Raw genomic sequence first — 20856 nt, forward strand, 5'->3', positions numbered from 1 at the left:
CGGGAAACTGGCGGCCGACTACAACGTGTCCAGGTACCAGGGCGAGGGCGATCACTCCTACACCATCGACGGGTACAGCACCATAGACAGCCAGATTTCGCCGTTCCGAGACGGCACGATCGGTGCTGCCAACTACACGGTTACCAACACCACGACCAGCGCCTCGGTCAAGTTCTCCAAACTCGGTGCGCACATGATCGAGCGGTATGGCTTCTATCAGGGCCCCGGAACCATTTACCGGTCGTCACCGGAACGGATCATCGCGACCTATGGGCATCTGCTGGAACGAGTGGGCGGACTGAAACGCCTGCGCCAGGTTGTCGCCGAAGTCGACGCCCGCCACTACGGTTTCCGCGATGACACCCAGGGGATTCCGGACGCGGCCGACACCGCGACCGACCTCGCCGCCGAGGCCGAGGCCGCCGGAGCGACCGAGCCGAAACACTCTGCGGGACAAGACATTCCGTCTCAGCTTGGCGAACCGGTCGGAGCAGCCGCCGATTGGACGCCCATCGGCGAGGGCTTGTGGCGGAACGAGTTGACCGTTGGCGGGGAAGGCCGTTCGGCGTCGCGGCAAGCGCAGGGCGGTGACGTCACGGGCGCCTGGCTGGTCGAGGCGCTGCGCGAATGGGGTGTGAGACTGCCCGGCAACGAGCTCGTCATCGTGGGACGCGCGGCGGATACGTTGGTGTCGGGATCCTTGCAGGACACCGCCGGTCCGGTGCGTATCGCGATGACGGTGGCTGATCGTTCGGGTGCGGTGCTGGTCGAAGTGTTCGACGACGGCAGCACCGCGAAGAATCTGCCGAGGCTGCGCGGAGTCGATGATTCCGGTACCAGGATGCTGGCCGACGGTTCGGGTCGGGTGAGCTGGTTCATGCTGCGCGACGAGTACGGTGAGGGCCCGGCCGGCATCGATGGTCCCGAAGACATCGGCACGGCGCGGCAGCCGGACGGTGGCGAGTCGCGGGAGGTCGGCGACGAGTCGTCTGCACCCGCCACACCGCCCGACGTCGGACCTATGGTGACGAGCACCGCCGAGTACATCACGGTGCTTCCTCAGAAACCGCTGCCCCATCGTGGCCAGGACGACTCGACGGTCCGGCTCCGCGTGGAACGGGACGGGCAGTATCCCGACGGGCGGCGTGGCGCGGTGTTCCATGGGCCGAACGGGCCCTACAGCACCACCAACCCGCATGGCGAGTCCTACATCCTCGGCCGGACCCCGCACGACTACCGCACCAGCAACAGCTCGCACCCGGTGACGTACGTCGCCCATATGGCGGACGGAAACCAGCCGGGCGTCGCCACCTTCGGGGTCTGGTGGTTCGACGAGGGTCGGCTCACGAGGCTCAATCCGTTCTCCGGGTTCTTCGGCGACGCGTGCGCCGACCCGATGATCGCGGCAACCATTCTGGGTGACCTGGCCGCGGCCGGGGTAGACCTTGCGACGGTCGAATGGGATCCGGAAGACAAAGCACCGCAGGGTTTGCTGTGGCGGAACGCGTTTTCGACCGTGTCGTTCGACGAGCTGCTCCAGCGCGGTGGCCGCGACGTCGCCCGGTTGTTCATCGGCTACGGCGTCGGTTTCGCGGTCGACCTTCTCGGCATGGAAACGACGGGCGACGGCATCGCGGTGACGTTGAAGCTTGGCCCTGTGCAAGCGCCAGGTCGAGTCACGGTGGTGATGAGAAGGGAAAACGGCGTCCCGACGGTGCGGTTGCGTGATGTCGATCAGGGCGCTCAGCCGCAGCAGTTCGCCGCCGTGCTCAACGAGTTGCGGGCTCGATTGTCCTCGTGGATGGCCGAATCGGGCGCGGTCTGGGCTACCGACGGCGATGCTTCGACGACCCGGAATGCGCCAGGCGGTCGTGCCGGGAGCATGTCCGCGATAAACGCGTCGACACATCGAGTCGAGTTTGATGTGCGCCTCGAGCACGGTCGTCTCCATCCGGATGCGGAGCAGGAGGCCGAGTCCTGGCTGGCCGACCAGTTGACCGGCTGGCCGGAATGGAGGGTCGAAGCGGCCAAGGATGCGATCTACAAGATCGTGAACAACGTGCGCCGCCACGCCTCCGGCAGGTCGCGGATTGCGGTGGAGACAACCGGCGATCTGGTGCGCGTCACTGTTTTCGACACGAGGAACGTCCTTGTCGAAAGGCCGGACGTCTTCGGTTCCGACGTCGACCTCGCTCCACTGCCCGGCTCCGTTGAAGAGTCCGATGGGCTGTGGACGCGGTCGGGTGTCGATCTGCTGCGATACCAGGAGGAAGGCTGGCGAAAGGGGGTTTGGTTCGAGCTTCATCGGCCGGCCGAATCGGTTCGACCCCGGCAGCACGAGGCCGGTAGTGGTGGCAGTGTCACTTCCGAAAACACCGCCCCCGTGCGGCTGCCGGAGCGTGGCGAGTCGCAGGAGAACGTCGCCGGCGACGCCCGTGCGCTGTATGACCGGCACCGGGCCGAGGTGAGTCGGTATGTGAAATCCTTTGTCGGCCAGGATCACCGGGCGCGGCGACAGATCACCGCTGAGACATTCCTGCTGGCGCGCGACCGCGCCGACGGGCCAGCGGCTGGACCGGACCTCACGCGGTGGCTGTACTCGCTGGCCGACGAGGTCGTGGCCACCCACCCCGAGATCACCGATACGCCGGTCGCGGACGAGACCCAGATCGCGGCGTTCGAGGCGGCGTTGCGCAGGGACCGCGCCCTGGTGCGGCGGCTGATCGCGGATCTTCCTGCGGCGCAACAGGAATGCCTCCTGAAGCGGTATCTTGCCGATCGTCCGACCACCACCTCCAAAATGGCGCGTGCACTGGGCATTCCACGGCACGTAGCGGAAGCCCACATCGACGCCGGGATTGTCACGGTGACCGCGTGGCTGTCGTATGCCGAATTGCCGTTGCCCAGCGAGACGGTCACAGCCATCCTGGCCGCCGATGTCTGGGAGTTGGGGGTGGGGCTTGGGCTACTGGATGCGGCTGATCCCCTGGAGCGGGTGTGCGTATCGGAATCGATCGTCCGAGATCGGCCACTGATGGTCGCCGAGTTGGCCTTGCAGGAGGGGGTCTCGGAGCAGTTGGTCATCGACCGGCTGAAATCCGGGGTACAGCGGCTGCACGAGTTCCTGGCAGCGCCTCGCTTGGATGGCAAGGCGATCATGATGATCCAGGACGTGCAGGATAACTACCCGCGCGCGCTGCGTGTCGTGCTTGATTTGTTGGACGCAGTGGATGCCGAACAGGCGCGCTGCGTGGCGATCCGGTTCCGCGGCGGCCCGCCTATGACGGATCGCGAGATGGCCAATGAGTTGGGCACGAGCCTTGCGGATTTTTGGTCGAATCTGAGCATCGGCATGTCGCGGATGTTCCCGTTGCTGGCCGCCGTCATTACGCGCGGGTCCCTGCCGACTAGCGGGGGACAACCCACCACCGCACCGCCCGTCGCCGGGTCGGTGCCGAGAAAATCGGCGCTGCCTCCGCAGCGGAAGGATGTCGAATCCCGCCCGGCGGTCGCGCACGAACGCCCGATGGTGGATGAGCGCGTCACAGGTGCCGTGCCCGCCGAGCACCGGTCAGCCCAAGTCGCCGACGCCGAGGTGGTGTACGCGGTCAAATGGCTGTGCATGTATCGGGGATTCGCCGAGCACGGCATACATGATCTCGCCCCGCACCCCGAAACGGACCCTGGGGCCATAGCGACAACAGTGCTCGACGGCTGGGGATCGCACCACGAGGAGACACGGAACGCAGATCCGGTGCTGGCCGGATTGTACGAAGCATTTGGCCAGTATCTGCCGTGGGGCGAACCGATCCGTCCGATGTCAAGAGTGCGGCTGCACAACCGTGGCGATGGCCCGGAGTGGATATCGGTGGCCGCGCCCGAGGCCGCGCTGCTCAATAGGTTCGGGCCACCGTTCAACGCGACTCCGGAAACCGTGCGAAAGGTTGTCGAACTGGTTCACCCCGAACGGTTGGCGGCGTTGGCACACGCGTTGAAGTCCGCCGGACGGAAGGAGGCCCACCTCCGGGTCGCCGAAATATTGGCGACTCTTTCCGGCGGCGAAGGGATCCTGGCGGATGCCCTTCGGGCACCCCGCCCTGAAACCTGGACCTGGCCGGTCCCGCGAACGCATGTGGCGGAGGCGGACCCGCAGCCGATCGAGCTCGACCTGTCCGGCGCTGAACGCTTTGCCCCGCAAGAGGTTCAGGTCGAGTTACCGCCTTTTGGTGAGCTGATCGAACGTTTCGAAGACATCCGCCATTCGCGTCCGTTGGCGCTGGGGTCCGCCATTTCCAGGTTGTACGCGGTGCTGACGAGCTCCGGCCAAGAGTCCGATCAAGCTCTAGCCGTCAGAGCGTGGTTGCTGCATGGTTCGCCCGTTTCACGGCCCGGGGATTCGCTGCACAAAGGGCTATCGCAGGTGATGCAGTGGGCGACGGAAGAGATCGAGGGCTCCGAGGATCCCGACATCGCCCGCGCTGATCTACGTACCAGCCGTGTGCCCGCCGTCTCGTCGATCGAGTTGGGCTTGGCGGCGTACACGGAGGTGAACTGCGCATTGAAATGGTTGGCCGTGTATCGCGGATCCGGCGAACTCGGCCTCCCAGTGGTCGACACGAATCATCGGTACTGGGAGTCTGTCGTCGTCATTCTCGCCGCGGTTGCCACCCATCGGGACGTAGCGTGGGCGGATCCTGTCATGTCCGCGCTGGTCCGAATGCTCTCCGCTCCGTTCTTCCATCTCTCGGATTCGGAACCCGATCGGGTGCTTGTCCGAAACTACGGCGAGGGCCATCCCCTTGCACGGATGCCGTTGCGCGAGTACTTGCTGTTCAGTGAGTACGGCCTGCCGTGGCATGCGGGATCAGATGCGCTACGCCGAGTCCTCGAGCTCGTTCACCCCGAACACCTGCTGGTGCTGGCCGCGGCGATCGAGGCGGACCTACCGGGAGAGGCGAACCAGCTACGAAACTTGGCCAGGGATTGCGCGAATATCTCACCGGAAGAGACCGGGATGTTCGCGGAGGTGTGGCGGGCCCCCGCCACGTCGATACGGGATTGGCCGACGCCTTCGCCCTACCATGAGGAATGGGCGACATCGCCTATTCTGCCACCGATTTCGTTCGACCTACCCATGGTCGAGCGGTTGCGGACGGTCGGCGCGAACGACCCGCGTTTGAATGCCGAACCAGGCGCGGCATCCCAGATCACCGACACACCCCCGACTCGGGCACGCCCTAACCCGAACACATTGCGCATGCTTCATGAGCGTGCGTCCGCCGAGGAGACGGGTAGGTCGGCTGAATCACATTCGAGCACCGCTCAGGCATCCGTCGGCAATGAGTCCGAATCCGCGGTTGCGGTACCTGAGCAGCAGCGTGGCGGGTGGATTGATTATCCCGACGACGACGCTGCCGACTATTCGAAACGGTATGGGACGCGCCATTACGGAGTGACCGCGGATATCGAGGAAGGTGTTCTCCGTTTCCGCATGGAGGTCGGCCCTGGCACGCCATCAGAGCGTGAGATGTTCCGCGATCTCATGGATTCCCTTCCTCGTCCGGTGCATGAGATCCATGGGCACTGGGATTTCTACGTCGGGGACCAGCTGGTTCGCCCGCAGGACCTGACTCCCGAGAATGTCCACGGGTGGTTGGGGGCAAATCTCGATACCTTCAATGTCCTCCTGAAGGGCGAGCGCCTGTCCCTCGAGGATGCGGCGCAGCGCACCTTCACGGGCAAGATGGCGGCCGAATACGGCTACACCCGGGTTCGAATCCTGTCCCTCCAGGTCGACGACGGTGCGGACGCGGCAGAAGGTGACCGCTTCTACGGCGAACTCACCGAGGTCGATGTGCGATTCTCCAAGGAGCCGACCGCCACGGCGTTGTCCGGTGACGGTGTCGCGGCCGTCGACGAGGTCACGCAGGCTGCGCCCGAGTACGACACTGTGCTTCCCAACCGTCCTCCCGCCGAGCCGCGTTCGAACGCTCCCGTGTTCAAGCTCCAGGTGGTCCGCGACTGGGAATACCCCGACGGGCGGCGCGGCACGGTGTTCCTCGGGCCGGACCGGAACCCGTACAGCACCACCGCTCAGCTCGGTGACCCCCTCATCCTCGGGCCGAAACCGCAGGACTACTACAGCGGCAATGGTTCGCACCAGGACGCATACGTCAACTACCTGGAGGAAGGAAACGGGCCGGGAGTCGCCGGTTTCGGGACCGGGTGGTTCGTCGAAGGTCGGCTCACCATGGTCGACCCGTTCGCCGGGCCGTTCGCCAACGCGAGTGCCGACCCCAAGATCGCCGCGACCCTGCTGTTCGACATGGCCGAGGCCGGAATCGATTTCGATACGGTCGACTTCGATCGCGAGGACGCCACGCTGCAAGGTTTGCTGTGGCGCAACCAGTTCGCCGCGTTGACGTTCGACGAGGTGCTCGAGCGCCGTGGCCGCGATATCGCTCAGTTGTTCATCGGGTACCGAGTCGGCTTCTCGGTGGACCTCGTCGGCATGGAAACCTCGGGCGACGGCATCGAGGTGAGGTTGAAGCTCGACCCGGTTCGCGGCAAACCCGGTTACGTCACGGTGGTCATGAGGCGGGTCAATGGCGTCGCGGCGGTGGAGCTTCGCGATGTCGATCTGGGTGCGGAGCCGGATCGGGTTGCCGCCGTGCTGCGTGAGTTGCAGTACCGATTGACCGCATGGATGGCGGAAACGGGCGCCGTGTGGCTCGAGGTCGGCGATATTTCGCCGACCTCGAACCAGACGGCGCCGGAGTCCGCTGCCGCGAACACATCCACGGCGGACGGATCGACGCGGCGCGCGCAGCATGTTGTGCGGACCGCGAGTGGCGCCGTCGATCCGCAGGCGAAGGCAACGGCGGTGTCCTGGTTGGCAGACCAGCTACCCGGCTGGCCTGCGTCGAAGGTAGAGCATGCCGGCGGCGTGCTCGGAGAGATGGTGGACAACGCGCTGGAGCACACCTCCGGCAAGGTGCAGATTGTGGTGGAGACGACCGGTGATCTGGTGCGCGTCACTGTGTTCGATGCGCAGAACGTCTTGGACACGAAAGTCGATCTCGCTCCGCTACCGGGTCAGGTCGAGGGGACCGAGGGCCCGTGGATGCGGTCGGGTGTCGATCTGCTGCGGTACCAGGAGGAGGGCTGGCGAAAAGGGGTCTGGTTCGAGCTTCACCGGTCGGATTGGGTCGAGTCGGATCGACCCGAGCAATCCGGTGGGGCCCGCCCGGAACTTCCTGTCGGCGAGAGGGTTCCGGATTCACCTCCCCAGTTCGGCAAGTCCGCTCGATCGCTCGGTCTTCCGGATTCGCCTGTGACGCTTGATCAGTTGCGTGGGTGGTTCCATGTGGCGGTGGTTCAGCGGATGGACGTGGTGCCGAATTCGAAGGTCGCCGCCGACCTGGTCGCTGAGGTGTTCCGCCGCGCGGAAGGTCGGATCGGTGAGCTCGCAGAAGGCATTGACATCGGCCGGTGGATCAATTCGCTCGCCGACGACGTGCTGTCGGACCAGGCCAAATTCGTGCGGCATATCCGCTTCCGGCGCGCGGTCGAGGCGGCGGCGACGGGGGCACTGCGGGAGTCGTTGGTCCAGGCGAGCGATCACGACTTCCGAGCTGCCGTGGCCGCGCTCGGGAGCGGTCAGCGTCGGTTGCTCATGTTGTTGTTCATGGGGGACGGTATGTCGACCCAGGCCGCTGCTAGGACAGTGGGGATCGGCGCGGATGTGGTCGCGGCGAGGGTGCCCGAGATCGTGCACCAGTTGGTAGTTGAACTCGGCGGCGCCGAGGCCCGAACCGACGACGAGGCCCATGCGCTTCCCATGGAGGGCGAAGCGCTGGCAGAGCTGCTCGCGGGCGGCGGCTATGTGGACCTCGCTATGTCGGAGGGGACGCTCGCACCCGCGATCGAATTGATTCGGGCGGCCCGCGATGAACATCTCGATGCGTTGCGTGTGCTGGTCGAGCAGTTGTCTCTCGAGAACAGAGATGCCTTCGTTCGATGGTTCATCGGCCATAGGTTGGCCGACATCGCCGAGGCGGAAGGTTGCCGTCGAAGCACTGTCGATCGGCGCCTGCGCGCGGGGATCTCTTTTATTGCCCAACGACTTCCCGCCGCGTTTGTGGAGACGCATCGGGCGGAAGCAGTAGCCGAGGAAGCGCGCTGGGCGGCGGAAGCGGCAGCAGCGGAGGAGGCGCGCCGGGCGGAAGCAGTAGCCGAGGAGGCGCGCCGGGCGGAAGCAGTAGCCGAGGAGGCGCGCCGGGCGGCGGAAGCGGCAGCAGCGGAGGAGATTCGCCGCGCGGAAGCAGTAGCGGAGGAGGCGCAACCTGCGGCAGATCCGACGTATCGGATTCGTCGGAGTCAGCTGGTTTGGTGTATCGGTGAGCTTCCCGCCGCCGATCGGGGACTCGCGGAGATGTTGTTCGTCCGGTCGGTGCCGGTGGCCGATGTCGCGGCGGAGTCGGGGCGACCCGAAGACGACGTGGCCGGTGATCGGCGACGCCTCTCCGCGGAGTTGGAGCAGTTGCGGCGTGTGGACGACCACGCGACATTGCTGCTCATTGTCGGGGTGCACGATCGTCGCCCCGAGATGCTGCGGCCGCACCTGTCGATACTGAACGAATCGCAGCGCGAGCTTTTCGAGCTGTTTTTCGCGCAATACATGCCCATCGCCACGATTGCGAAGGTCAAGGGCGTCGGCACCACCACGGTCGGGCGTCGACTACGCGAGATCGCCCACCTGTTCACCGAACAGCTCCCGACCGAGTTGCGCGAGCAGTATGCGCGGGCCGGGGTATTGCGGTACGTCAACGTGCCGGACGTGGCCCGCGAGGCGGGGGTGAGCGAAACCGCCGCGAAGCAGGCATTGCGCAACCAGCCCGGCGTCGGGGCGGACACGGCCCGGCGTATCCGGACGGTTGCCGACCGGTTGGGGTTGCGACCAGGGCGTTCGGGGGTCGTGCTCGGTGATGGTGTGGTCATCGATGGCACCCCGCTGCTACCGATTCCGACGGTGGGTGATGGCGGGTCCCCCGCCTACCACCGTCGCGGAAAGGAATTGCAGGCGGTGCGGGCGGCGCACCCGGACGATGTGGCACGGTGCATCCTGAATCTGCCTCTCGTGGACCAGGAAATCGCCACACTCCTGTTCGGACAGAACCTGAAACCGTCCGAGGTGGAGGATCGGCTGGCGCGCAGCGAGGCGTCGATCTACGAACGACAGCACAGCATCGCCCTGGATTTGGCGAGCTTGTTGTCCGGTGGAGTATTGCTGACCGAACGCGCGGCTTTGGCGTTGATCGAGAAGCTTCAGACACACAGTCCGAAGGTGTTGGCGCCGCACCTGTCCGGTCTCACCGAATCCCAGCGGGAACACTTCGACCGGCACTTCGACCAGGACACGAACGTGCCGACAACCGCGACCACGCGTAGGCGCATCCAACCGGGTTCGCACACTATGCTGTATCAGGCCGCGCACGCGCTGGTAGCGAAGCTCGACCCGGATCTGGTTGAGCGGCAGGCCGATACGGGTGTGCGGGAGTGGGTTCACGCCGCCCAGACCGGGAACACCGACGCTGTCGACCAGTTGTGCCTGCGTTATGCGCACACGATGTTCTCGAGTGTGCTGTCGCGGGTCGGTGACAGGGAAGCGGCCGAGTCGATCACCGCCATGGCTCTGCGGCGTGTGCGTGCGAGCATCGGCCAGTTGCACGATGGACAGGAGGTCCGAGCCTGGTTCGTCGCATGTGCTCTCGACGTGGCAGCCGACGAGTCGCCCGATACGGCCCGTGGACGGCAGGATCCGGCCACGACACTCGTGTCCGGTGATGGTACGACGGCGTTCGAGCAGCCGAATGTTGTCGGGCTGCAAGGCTCTGCACCTGTAGCTGTCGCCAAAACAGGTCAGACGGTGGCGGCTGCTACCCGAGGAACCCGCCCTGGTGATGCGAATGATTGTGTGCCGGTGGCGTTCCGGGAATTGGAGGGGGTGCACGGCACCGGCTTGGTGGAGTGGTCGGAGTTGGGTGAGGTGGGGCCCGAGGGTGTGTCCGGCCAAAAGATCGTCGATGCGCTGAGGCATCGGCCGGAAGGTTTCGCTGATCGGGCTGCGGTTGTTCGTGAGTTGGCGGGGCGTGGTGTGGACGCTGCTGCGGTGTTGTTCGAGGTATATGACGGCACCGGTATGGGGCATGCGGTGTTCCTGGTCCACAAGGGTGACGGTCGGGTCGTGGTCCGTGCGGGTGGCGTGGAGACCGACTTCCAGGAGTGGATCGCTCAGCGTCCTGAGCCGGTCGGCGTGTGGGCGGCGGTGGTTGATGAGCGTGGCCGGGTTGTGGAGGGTTTGGGCACGCGGGAGCCGTTGCCGTTGGATAGGGTTTTCGGGCGGAATCCTGATGATGAGCGCGCACCATCTGCTGAGCCCGGCACCAACGAAGGGGGAGGCGCTGAGGCTGTTCCGGACTCGGATAGTGGTGCGCGGGATCGTGATTCGGAGGAGGAGCTTGCTGTAGGTCGAGTTCCGGAGAATCCGGAGCTTTCGGTCGGCGAACAGCTTCGAGACGCGCAGTGGCAGCTGGATGAGTTGGCTCGTTTTCTCGGGCTACCGGGTTCCGGTGTAATCGCCACCTGGCCCGAGGCTGTGCGGCGTGGCACCATCGTCGAGCAGGAGTCTTCGGTGGCTGCTGATCGGGCGCAATTGGCGGCTGAAATCGGCGTTGCGCCAGCGGAATTGGAACATGCTCCACTGCTGCTTCGGCTGGGGCACTATCGCGCGCTGAACCAGCGCAGGGCAGACATCCTCCGTAGGGAAGCGGCATCGGCGCGGTTGCCGGAGGTACTGGAAAGCCTTCGGGACGCGATGGCAGCGGTGGCGCTGCACAACGCCGCGGTGGATGCGCGGGCGTGCGCCCCGGTTGTCGCGGACGTACTGCGCACACGACCGGACGGTGAGCGACTCGACGGCCACGACATCATCCGGTTCCCGGACGGGACGCTGATGGTGATCGCCGTCGAGGGCGAGCACCGTCGGGTGCTGGACCGGTTGCAGGCGCAGTGGCGGCAGGCCGAGGGCGGGTACGTATCGGAGCGGGTCCGGATCGAGGACACCTATCGGTGCGAGTACGTGACGGTTCCGGTCCCGCAGGAGCGTGTCGATCTCACCACCACGCCACCCGAACCCCGCCGCATAAACGACATCGGCGCGGCCCAAAAGCGGGTCTCGGATCTACTCACGAAGTGGATCAACCCGAAATTTCAGGTTGGGCGTCAGTGGCCAGTCTTCTTCAAAGACGTAGAAGGGCAAGAACGTGCCGAGAAGTACCTCGCGATGGTGGCGCGTGATTGGACGGCGCTGGCCGAGCAGTTGCGGGTCGATCCGGCGGCGCTCGTCGAGGTTCCGTTGGACGTATTGGGGACGCGACTGGGCCGATTGCATCCGCTTGCGGATCTTGCCCGTCTGCTCGAGCGTGCTGGTGAACGGCGCACCGAGCTGCTCGAGCGCGACGAACAACTCGTCCGGATGTCCGAGGTGTACACCGAATATCGCCGGGAGCTCGCCGCGCTCGACGATGAGGTGTCACGCCGGGTAGTCCAGGAGAAGTTGCCGGATTATCCGGGCGGCAAGCAGGTGAGCGCCCATGTGATCCACGTCCCGAGCGCAGGGTCCGAACCCGACCAGCTGATCGTTGTGGCGATGAAAGGCAGGTACGAGTCCGCATTGGTCGCGCTGGCCGTCGACCGGCCCGAGTTCGCGCAGGCGGCATCGGCCACTGCGGCGCGTCGTTTCCGGATCACCGAGGTGGCGGCGGAGGTGCTTGAGGACGGCTCCGTTGGCACCAAGATGCCGAAAGCGCCTGTGCCACACCGTAACCCGAGCCAGAATGAGCTCGCAGCCGCACTGCTCGATGCGTACCTCACATATTGCAGCAATGAGCTGTTCGATAAACCGGTCGGTCTGCCCAAATGGCTGAAGCCGGTCGGCAGGCTCGGGTCGATCGTTCCCCGGATGAATCCCTTCTTCGACATCGTTCTCGAACCCATGGAGAAGAGCCTGCAACGCGGGCAGCCGCTCGACGAGAACTCTTCCCGGGTATTGCAACTCGGACACCGGCTGGCCGACACGAATGCCGCTACCGAGCCGTTCGGTTCGCTGGAGGTCGTGCGCAAGCTGGTGGCCGGCGAAATCAGGGAAACCCAATTCGAGTTCGAGTCGAAGGCGGAGTACGCGAGGTACCTGGGAATCGAAGTCGCCGGCATCCGGGCGACCCTTCGTATGCAGCCGGATGGGGAAGGCGGCTACCGGATCGTGGACCCGCTCGCGACCACCAGTTCACGCGATCCCAGTGCTGTGTTGGCGAAATGGTTCTACGGCTGGCGCGCCAAGACGATGAAACAGTTGGGACGCAAGGTCGTCGCGGCGTTGAAGAGCGGCTCGATGCCGGTCAATGACGGTACTGCGGAACCTGTTTCCGCCACAGCGGCGGTAACCGCGTCGGCGAAGCCGAAAGCATTGTCCCCCGCCGACGAAGCCATGCTGGAGTCCGAGAAGCGGAGCCCATTCGAGCCCGGATGGAAGAGATGGCAGCTCGATCCGGCGACGCCGCAGGGCGAAGTGCGCGCCAGTGTGCGCAAGCGGATCGATGCTGCCTTCGCGCGTGCTGACGAGATCCGCTCTGATATCACCCAGTGGTGCCGGGATATCGGGGTCGACGTCACCGGAATGGATCCGGCCGCGATCGATGTGGCGCTGCGTGCGGTGACATCCATCCGGGGCGACGACGCGGCGCGGTTCGCCGCATTCGAGCAGCGGGTCCGGGTGATGCTGCCGCACCTCGAGGTGGCGCAACAGCGTTGCGTGGACATTCTCGAGGAGGCGTCGGTCGTGGCCGCCCGCGACGTTCTGGTCGCTGAGAATGCGATGGTGTTCGACGAGGGTTCCGGGTTCATCGCGGGAGCAGACGGCGCGCGGTCGCGGATCGTCTTTACCTCACCGGTACCGAAGCTGCCAGGGCTGCCGGAGCGGACCGCGCAGTTGCATCCCCGCGAGCTCCGTCTCCATGGCGTCGATGTCGATATCAGCTACCTTCAGGTCGAGGTAGACCGCAACGGGCGGGTCACGCAGCGGACGTTCGAGCCGAATTACTCTGCTCCCCAGGAGCATTCCGAGAGGTACTTCCGCCCGCAAACCCATCAGGTGGATGCGCTTGCGGACGATCGGTCGTTCGCCGACGAGGTGAGCGACGCCCTCATCACCGAGCAGGAACGCCTCCTTCCTGGCGAAACACGCACGACAGTGCGCCGGCCCGGATCTCGCATAACCGTCCTCGACACCCTTGTCGAGGTTTCCGATCCGAGCCTTGCCGACGAGGCAGAGGCTGACGCACTCGTCGCCGCGGCATTCACGGTCGAGCCCTCGGAGTGCTACCGCGCCTCGGACCGCGGCTACTACCTGCGGAACCTTCAGGGAACCCCAGAGACCGACATCGACAGTCGAGACACCTGGGACGCGTACTACCACTCGTCGAGCGGCAAGCGCCTCGGCATGTTCGAAGCCGCCATCGCCGCGCCCGCGCATTCCCCGGCCTGGCTGATCAGCGATACCGGAGAAGTGCTCGGTACCGATCACCGCGCCACCGAGCCATCGCCGTCCGGGTCGCGCCCGCCGCTGTCCGAGCATTTCGTGCGCCGAGCCGCCGACGGTTCCGAAACGTGGCACGACCACGATGTCCCGAAGTCACAGATTCACGCGATCCGCCAGCGAATCCTCCAGGCGGAAGGCGAATTCCGCCGCCTCGGCCTCGAGGAGAAGTTCCGCACCGTCCTGGCCCGGTTGGACGAGATCGAACGGCACGCTCCCGACGACGGCGGCGGCAGTCGACCGCCCGGCGACCAGCCGCAGGTGCCACCCGGTGATGTGAATGATTGTGTGCCGGTGGCGTTCCGGGAGTTGGAGGGGTTGCACGGTACCGGGTTGGTGGATTGGTCGGCGCTGGGTGAGGTGGGGCCGGAGGGTGCGTCGGGTAGCCGGATTGCTGGTGCGCTGAGGCATCGGCCGGAAGGTTTCGCTGATCGGGCTGCGGTTGTTCGTGAGTTGGTGGGGCGTGGTGTGGACGCTGCTGCGGTGTTGTTCGAGGTGTATGACGGCACCGGTATGGGGCATGCGGTGTTCCTGGTCCACAAGGGTGACGGTCGGGTTGTGGTCCGTGAAGGTGGCGTGGAGACGGATTTCTACGAGTGGCTCGAGGACCGTCCTGAACCGACCGGAGTCTGGGCCGCGGTGGTTGATGAGCGCGGCCGGGTTGTGGAGGGCTTGGGCGAGCGGGAGTTGCCGCGGTTGCCGTTGGATAGGTCCTTCGGGCGCAATCCTGCTGATGTGCGCCTGCCATCGGCTGAGCCGAGCGCCGCCGAGGCGACTTCCTACGACGAATCCGAGGCGTTGGCCATGATTCGGTGGGCGATGCACAATGACATCGACGCATTGCAGATATGCCTCGAAGGCCTACCCGGGCTGACCACAGCGGCAATGATTCACGACCGTCGTGGTGTCGCGATGACAGCGGCCGCGCGGCTACGCACGCACCTCGGTGTGCAAGCGCCCTCGAGCTCCGATCTCGGCGGAGTCTTATCCGAGCGCATTACGCAGGCTGATGTCGCACGCGCCGCAGGCTTTATGCAGCCGATGGTCTCGGAGGCGCTGCGGGGCCGATTGCGGATGTTGACTCCCGAAGGCGCCGACCGGCTCCGGGCTGTGGCTTTCCTGCTGGGATATACCTCGCCGTATCCGACACCTGCAGCTCCTGCGGGAGCCAAGACATTCCCGGTGAAAACCGACGACGGATCGTTCGAGGACATTCGAGAATTGGCGGTTGCGGCTCGAGCAGGCGACCGCACCGCATTGGACCGTATGTGTGACCGCTTCCGCTATCCGGTATACCGGTGGGTCGCGGCGACCACTGGTAATCGTGAGGTCGTCGAAAGCGAGGCCGCGGAGGCTCTGCTCCGGCTGCGGATCGATGTCGGGGGCTCGAGCACCTCGGAGTATCTGCGCTCGGGCGTCGATCCCGTCGTGGCAAAACTGCTCTACGGTCGAGCCGACTTCACCCAGGTTCTCGGATTCAAGCAGGCCGTCCAGGCGATGGCGCAGAACGACACTCAACGGTGGGTGTTCGGCGAGGCCACCGACGAGGAATTCCAACAGGCGATGCACACGCTCAACGCGTCACAGCGCAAGGTGATTGTGTTGGTGCTCGCCAGCGCCCACCTGTCCTACACGGCAGCGCTCGCCAAGGCGGCCAAGACGATGAGCAGGGGTACCAGCGTCGAGATGGTCGACAAGCTGGTGCAGGACGGCATTCGTCACTTGGCGCTGACATTGGAGTCCGGTTTCGACCGATCCGATCGGGTCGACTTGATGCCAGCGATGACCGAAGATGATGTGTTGCTGTTGCTCGAAGCCATCAGCGAGCACGATCCTGCGGTGTTGGAACCACATCAGGTAATTCTCGACTCGGACGGTATGTGGTTGTTCACCCTCTATTTCCGAGAGGGGATGACCTTCGCCGAGATGGCGGAGGCAACCGGGTTGTCCGAGGACGAGGTACGCACCAATCTGGTCATGATCGCTCGTTGGGTGGTCAGTCGGCTACCGGATGGCTTGCGCGACTGCTACACCGGCGGGGGCCGGTTGCGACGAGTCCAGTGGTTGGATGTGGCACGGGAAGCTGGGGTGAACAAGTCCACGGCGGAAAGCATCTTCCATCGCCGTGATGATCTGGTGTCGCCGGAGACGGAGCAACGAGTAAAGGCCGCAGTGCGGCGGCTCGGTATGGGGCGCAAGCGTCCCGGAGTCATTCTCGACCTCGCCGGTGTCGATGTGCGTCCGTCGGTTCGACCGCCGATACCGACTGCTCGTGACAGCGGCGGTCGCGACGAACTACTGCGCCACGATAGGGAACTGGCGGCGATCGCGGTCGCGCGCAAGAAGGATGTGGCCGATGCCATCCGTCAGCTGCCTGGTCACGGGGAGCAGCGGTTGGCCAGGGTGCTGTTCCTGCAAAAGCTGACTCTCGAACAAGCTTCGGCGATTTTCGGTGACACCGAGGATGCGCTGTGGGAGCACCGACACCGGTTGGCGCGGCTGGTGGCGGCGGAACTCCCCGGCACGGTGGAGATGACCGATGCCGAGGCGCTGGCACTGGTGATGGAGGTGCTGCAACGTAATCGCAAGCTGTTGGTGAAACATCTTCCGGCGCCTGGCACATTCGAGCGGCAAAGCCTCGACTCGGCCGTGCGTGGGAGCACCGCGACCGAGATCGCCGCCGCAGCCGGGGTGAATCGAACATCGGTTTCCAGGGCGCTGCATCGGACCGCCCGTGCCCTGGTCGACATGGTGCCCGCCGAACATCAAGCAGATATTCTGCGGCGAATGCGCCTGTCCGGCGACCGGGCATTGGAGTTGGTGTGGGCCGGCTTGCGGCAGAACGCACAGGTACTGACCAACGCTTTGCCGAATCCGGATAGCTTCGAGCGCCAATGCATCGATCTGTATATGTCGGGGCACCGCATCGCCCGGATCGCCAAGGTGACCGGGGAACATCGGGTGAAAGTGGAGCGCACGCTACAGCGCGTCGCCCGTGAAATGCTCGTCGAACTCCCTGTCCCCGTGTGGGATGGCATCGCAGCTTGGGGTGGCCTGGCCGCACTCCCCGCGGCCCCGCCGGTGCCGAAGGGGATCGGGTTGTCCGAGCGCGAGACGTTGGAACTGGTGCGTGCAGCGCTGCTTCGGCATCCGCAGACCGGCGCCGACCGCCTGCCCGATCCGGGCACCTTCGAGCGGCAATGCCTGGATCTCTTTGTGACAGGAAGCAATACGTCGGCGATCGCCGCCAACCTCGACAGGCAGCGGTCGATCGTCGAACGCGCCCTATATCGGGTCGCGGGTGAGCTGATCACAGAGATACCGACCGAGCTGCGCGAACGGTATATCGGTCAGGGCCTGTACCGGAGAATGACCGTCGACCACATTGCCGCTGCGGCGGGCGTGAGTGAGGAGACCGCCAATCGGGTGCTTCGTGGCGACCCGAGGCCGAGCCAGGCGGTCAGGAAGTCGGTGCGAGACGCCGCCGCTCGGATCGGTTCGAATGACTGTGTCCCAGTGGCTTTCCGTCAGTTGGAGTTGCATCAGGGGCCGGGTCTGGTGGACTGGTCCGCCCTCGGAGAGGTCGGGTCGGCCGGGGTGTCCGGTGAAAGTATCGTCGCGGCGTTGCGTGGGCACCGTCCGGCGGGGTTCGCGAACCGGGACGCGGTCGCGGACGCGTTGAAACGCCGCAAGCCGGGGGCGACGGCCGTGGTGTTCGAGGAATACAACGACACCGGGATGGGCCATGCGGTGGTGATGGTGCACCGTGGTGGCGGCCGGATCGTGGTGCTGGACCAGGGCCGCGAAAAGCCTTTCGTACCAGGGCAGCAGCCTGCGGATGTGACTGGCACGTGGGCAGCGGTGTTCGAAGACAACACGGTGGCCGAAGGACTCGGCGACCGCCGGTTGCCCGCGTTCCCGGCCGATAAGGTGTTCGGCCGGAAGCCTCGGCGTCCGGATTCGACGGTGACGCTCGATCAGCTGCGCGAGCGGCACGCCGTGGCGGTGGCGCGGCGAATGGCCGTGGTCCGGAATCCGAAGATCGAAACCGATTTGATCGCTGAGGTGTACCGCCGCGCGCAAGCTCGGATCGGTGAACTCGGCGACGTTCGGAACGTCGATCGGTGGGTCATGTCGTTGGCCGAGGGCGTGCTGTCCGACCATGCCAAGTTCGTTCGGCATGTTCGCTTCCGGCGTGCGGTCGAGGATGCCGCCACGGGGGCGCAGCGGCGGACATTGGTTGCGGCGACTGATCGAGAATTCCGAAATGCCGTGGGCACGCTCGAGAGCGGGCAGCGTCGGGTGCTCATGCTGCTGTTCATGGGGGACAGAATGTCCACCCAGGCCGCCGCCAAGGCAGTGGGGGTCGGCCCGAATGTGGTGACCGATATGGTGTCGAAGATCCTGCGCCAGTTGGTAGTCGAACTCGCCGAGGCCGAGGCCCGAGCTGATGCGCTTCCCATGGAGGGGGAAGCGCTGGCGGAGCTGCTCGCGGGCGGCGGCGGTGCGGACCTCGCTATGTCCGAGGGCATGTACGCGCCCGCGATCGCGGTGATTCTGGCGGCGCGCGATGAACATCTCGTCGCGTTGCGTCCGCTGGTCGAGCAGTTTGCTCCTGCGCGCAGACACACTTTCGTTCGATGGTTCATCGGCCAGTCGGTGGCCGACATCGCCAAGGCGGACAACCGCCCTCGAGGAAGCGTCGCTGAGACCCTGCGCGCGGCGATATCCTTTCTTGCCGAACGACTTCCCGCCGCGATCGAGCAGTCGCGCCGGGCGGCTGTAGTGGAGGAGGCGCGTCGGGCGGCTGCGGCAGAGCAGTCGCGACGGGCGGCGGAAGTTCGTCACGAACTCGAGCAGACCGCGACCGAAGCGGAACGGGAAGTCCTGGCGCGGGCGAGTAACAGAGACCTGGGGCGTGCACTCGATGACTTGACCGAGGGACAACGGGAAGCGATCTTCCTGCGATTCGGGAAGAGTCGGTTGTTGTCACCGGGGGACGCCGGAGCCGTGCGGGTGGGCGCACCGGAAACAGGCGAACTGGTGCGCGAGGGAATCGCTCGGCTGACTGAGATGCTGACCCCGGACAGTGCGGTGTTGTTGCTGGTAGAAGCCGTACATATGCACGAATCGAGCTTGCTGGAACCACATCTCGACGATCTTTCCGAGCTGCAACGCGAATGTTTCGACCTCTATTTCGTCCGAGGTCTATCCGTTCCGGAGATCGCTGCCAGGCAAACCAGGAGAATCCGTGCAGGCGATTCGCGGGCGTTGGACGCAGACGGAGTTCAGCAGCGGGTGAATCGAACCGCTCGAATCCTGGCCGAGCGACTTCCCCCCGAGGTCGGGGACAGGTACCTCAGTGCCGGTCCGCTTCGGCGAGTCACCGTGTCGGATGTGGCCCGAGAAGCAGGGGTGAGTGCGAGCACCGCCGGAAAGATTCTGCGACCGAGCGGGTCCACGACGTTCACGGCCGCATCACGTGCGTCAGTGGCGGAAGCGGCACGGCGGCTCGGCTACCGCAGCAAGCGGCCTGGTGTGATCGCTGATCCGGCACTGTCTGGCAGTCGCTCCGTGGCGGATGCTCGGGTGGTGTCGCCGGTCCCGACGGTGAACGAGGCACCCACCACGGTGGGGGAGACACGGCTCAGCAAGGAGATGCGGGCGGTTCGCGCCGCGAAGCGCAGTGATGTCGAGCGAGCCGTCACGAGACTTCCCGAAGAGGATCGGGCAGTTGCCACGGCGCTGTTCCTCGATGAGCTGCAAGTGCCTGCGGTGGCACAACAGCTCGGCCTCACTGTGTGGTCCGTCCGAAGTCGGAAACCGGAACTCGTTCGTGCGTTGGCGGCACTACTGTCGGGTGGTCTGCCGGTCGGTGATGGATCGGCTACCACAGCGCTGCAACGAATCCTGCTTCATGAGCCCGACGTGGTGCAACGCCTGCGGGCGCGACTTTCCGAGGAGCAGCAGGCCCGCTTCGATAGCTACTTTTCCGGTGGTCGGACCGTATCGGAGATGGCATCCGTCGAAGGCGTCTCTACCCGGGTGATCCTCAAGCGGATGTACAGGCTGGCACACCTGATGGTGCGTGATCTGCCGCCGCGATTGGTGCGGAAGTATGTTCTCGGCGGCGCGTCCGACGGTCCGGCGCTGGCCTTTATCGAGGCGGTCCGCAAGTACGACTCCGACGCGCTGACCGCACACCTATCCGAACTCACGCCCCTGCAACTCGAATACTTCGAACTGTATTTTGTCCAGGGTGCCACGGTGGCCGGTATCGCTGAAGTGCAGGTTTGTCGGCAGGACACTGTCTACGAACATCTCTACCGCATCGCCCGAACGTTGATGCCGCACCTCTCGCTCGACCTGGAGCGGCGCTATCTGAGTCAGGGCCCGCTGCGGCGGGTCACTATCGCGGACGTAGCTCGTAACGCGGGGGTCAGCCCGGTTACCGCACGACGTGTGCTCAGCGATGGCAGAGCGGATCCTGATACCGCGCAACGGATTCGGTCGGCGGCTGAACGGCTCGGCTGGAGGCATGGCCGCCAGGGGATCGTCGTCGACGGTGTGCAAGGCGAGTCGCCGGTTCCCTCGGTCGACCACGGTGGTCGGGTTGTTCATCCGCCACGTGGTAGGGAATTCCGGGCAATTCGTGGCGCGCACCGGGAAGCCGTGGTGGCCGCTATCGGCCTGCTTTCTCCCGAACACCGGGAAGTCGCTGGGTTGCTGTGTCTGGAGCAGTTGACCGATGCTCAGGCGGCGGCGCGGCTCGAGCTTCGTCCGGGGCGCGTGGCCACGCTGCGAAACAAGGTTGTTCCACAGCTGGCGACGGTGTTGGCGACCGGGAAGGTTTTGACGGACAGTCAGGCGTTGTTCGTACTGGAAGCAGTACAGGCGAATTCGGACGAGGTTTCTGCGCTGCGCTCACTGTTGTCACGAACCGAGTGGCAATACGCCGAGCCGTACTTGGTGCAGGGCCTGTCCATGGCCGAAGTCGCCGAGGTGACCGACCGCAGCAAGCAGGCCGTCAAGACCGAGCTGTACGGCATTGCTCAACTGTTGGTCGGGAATCTTCCTCCCGAACTCGTTCGTTGGTACTTGAACCAGGGCACGCTCCGCCGAGTGACCCTGGCAGATGTGGCCCGTGCGGCGGGCGTGGGCGTCGTAGCCGCAGACCGGGTCGTCCACGCACGCGGTGGTTC

General features: G+C 65.3%; 1 protein-coding gene (only partly in view). It reads left to right on the top strand.

The whole window is internal to a LacI family DNA-binding transcriptional regulator gene (locus ACLMAJ_RS06260) on the top strand: the coding sequence, 140205 nt in all, runs 84077 nt past the left edge and 35272 nt past the right edge, and what appears here is coding positions 84078-104933 — codons 28026 (partial) to 34978 (partial); the first complete codon in view begins at position 2. Both the start codon and the stop codon lie outside the window.

The sequence above is a fragment of the Nocardia arseniciresistens genome (genome assembly GCF_046764875.1).
Lineage (GTDB): Bacteria > Actinomycetota > Actinomycetes > Mycobacteriales > Mycobacteriaceae > Nocardia > Nocardia arseniciresistens.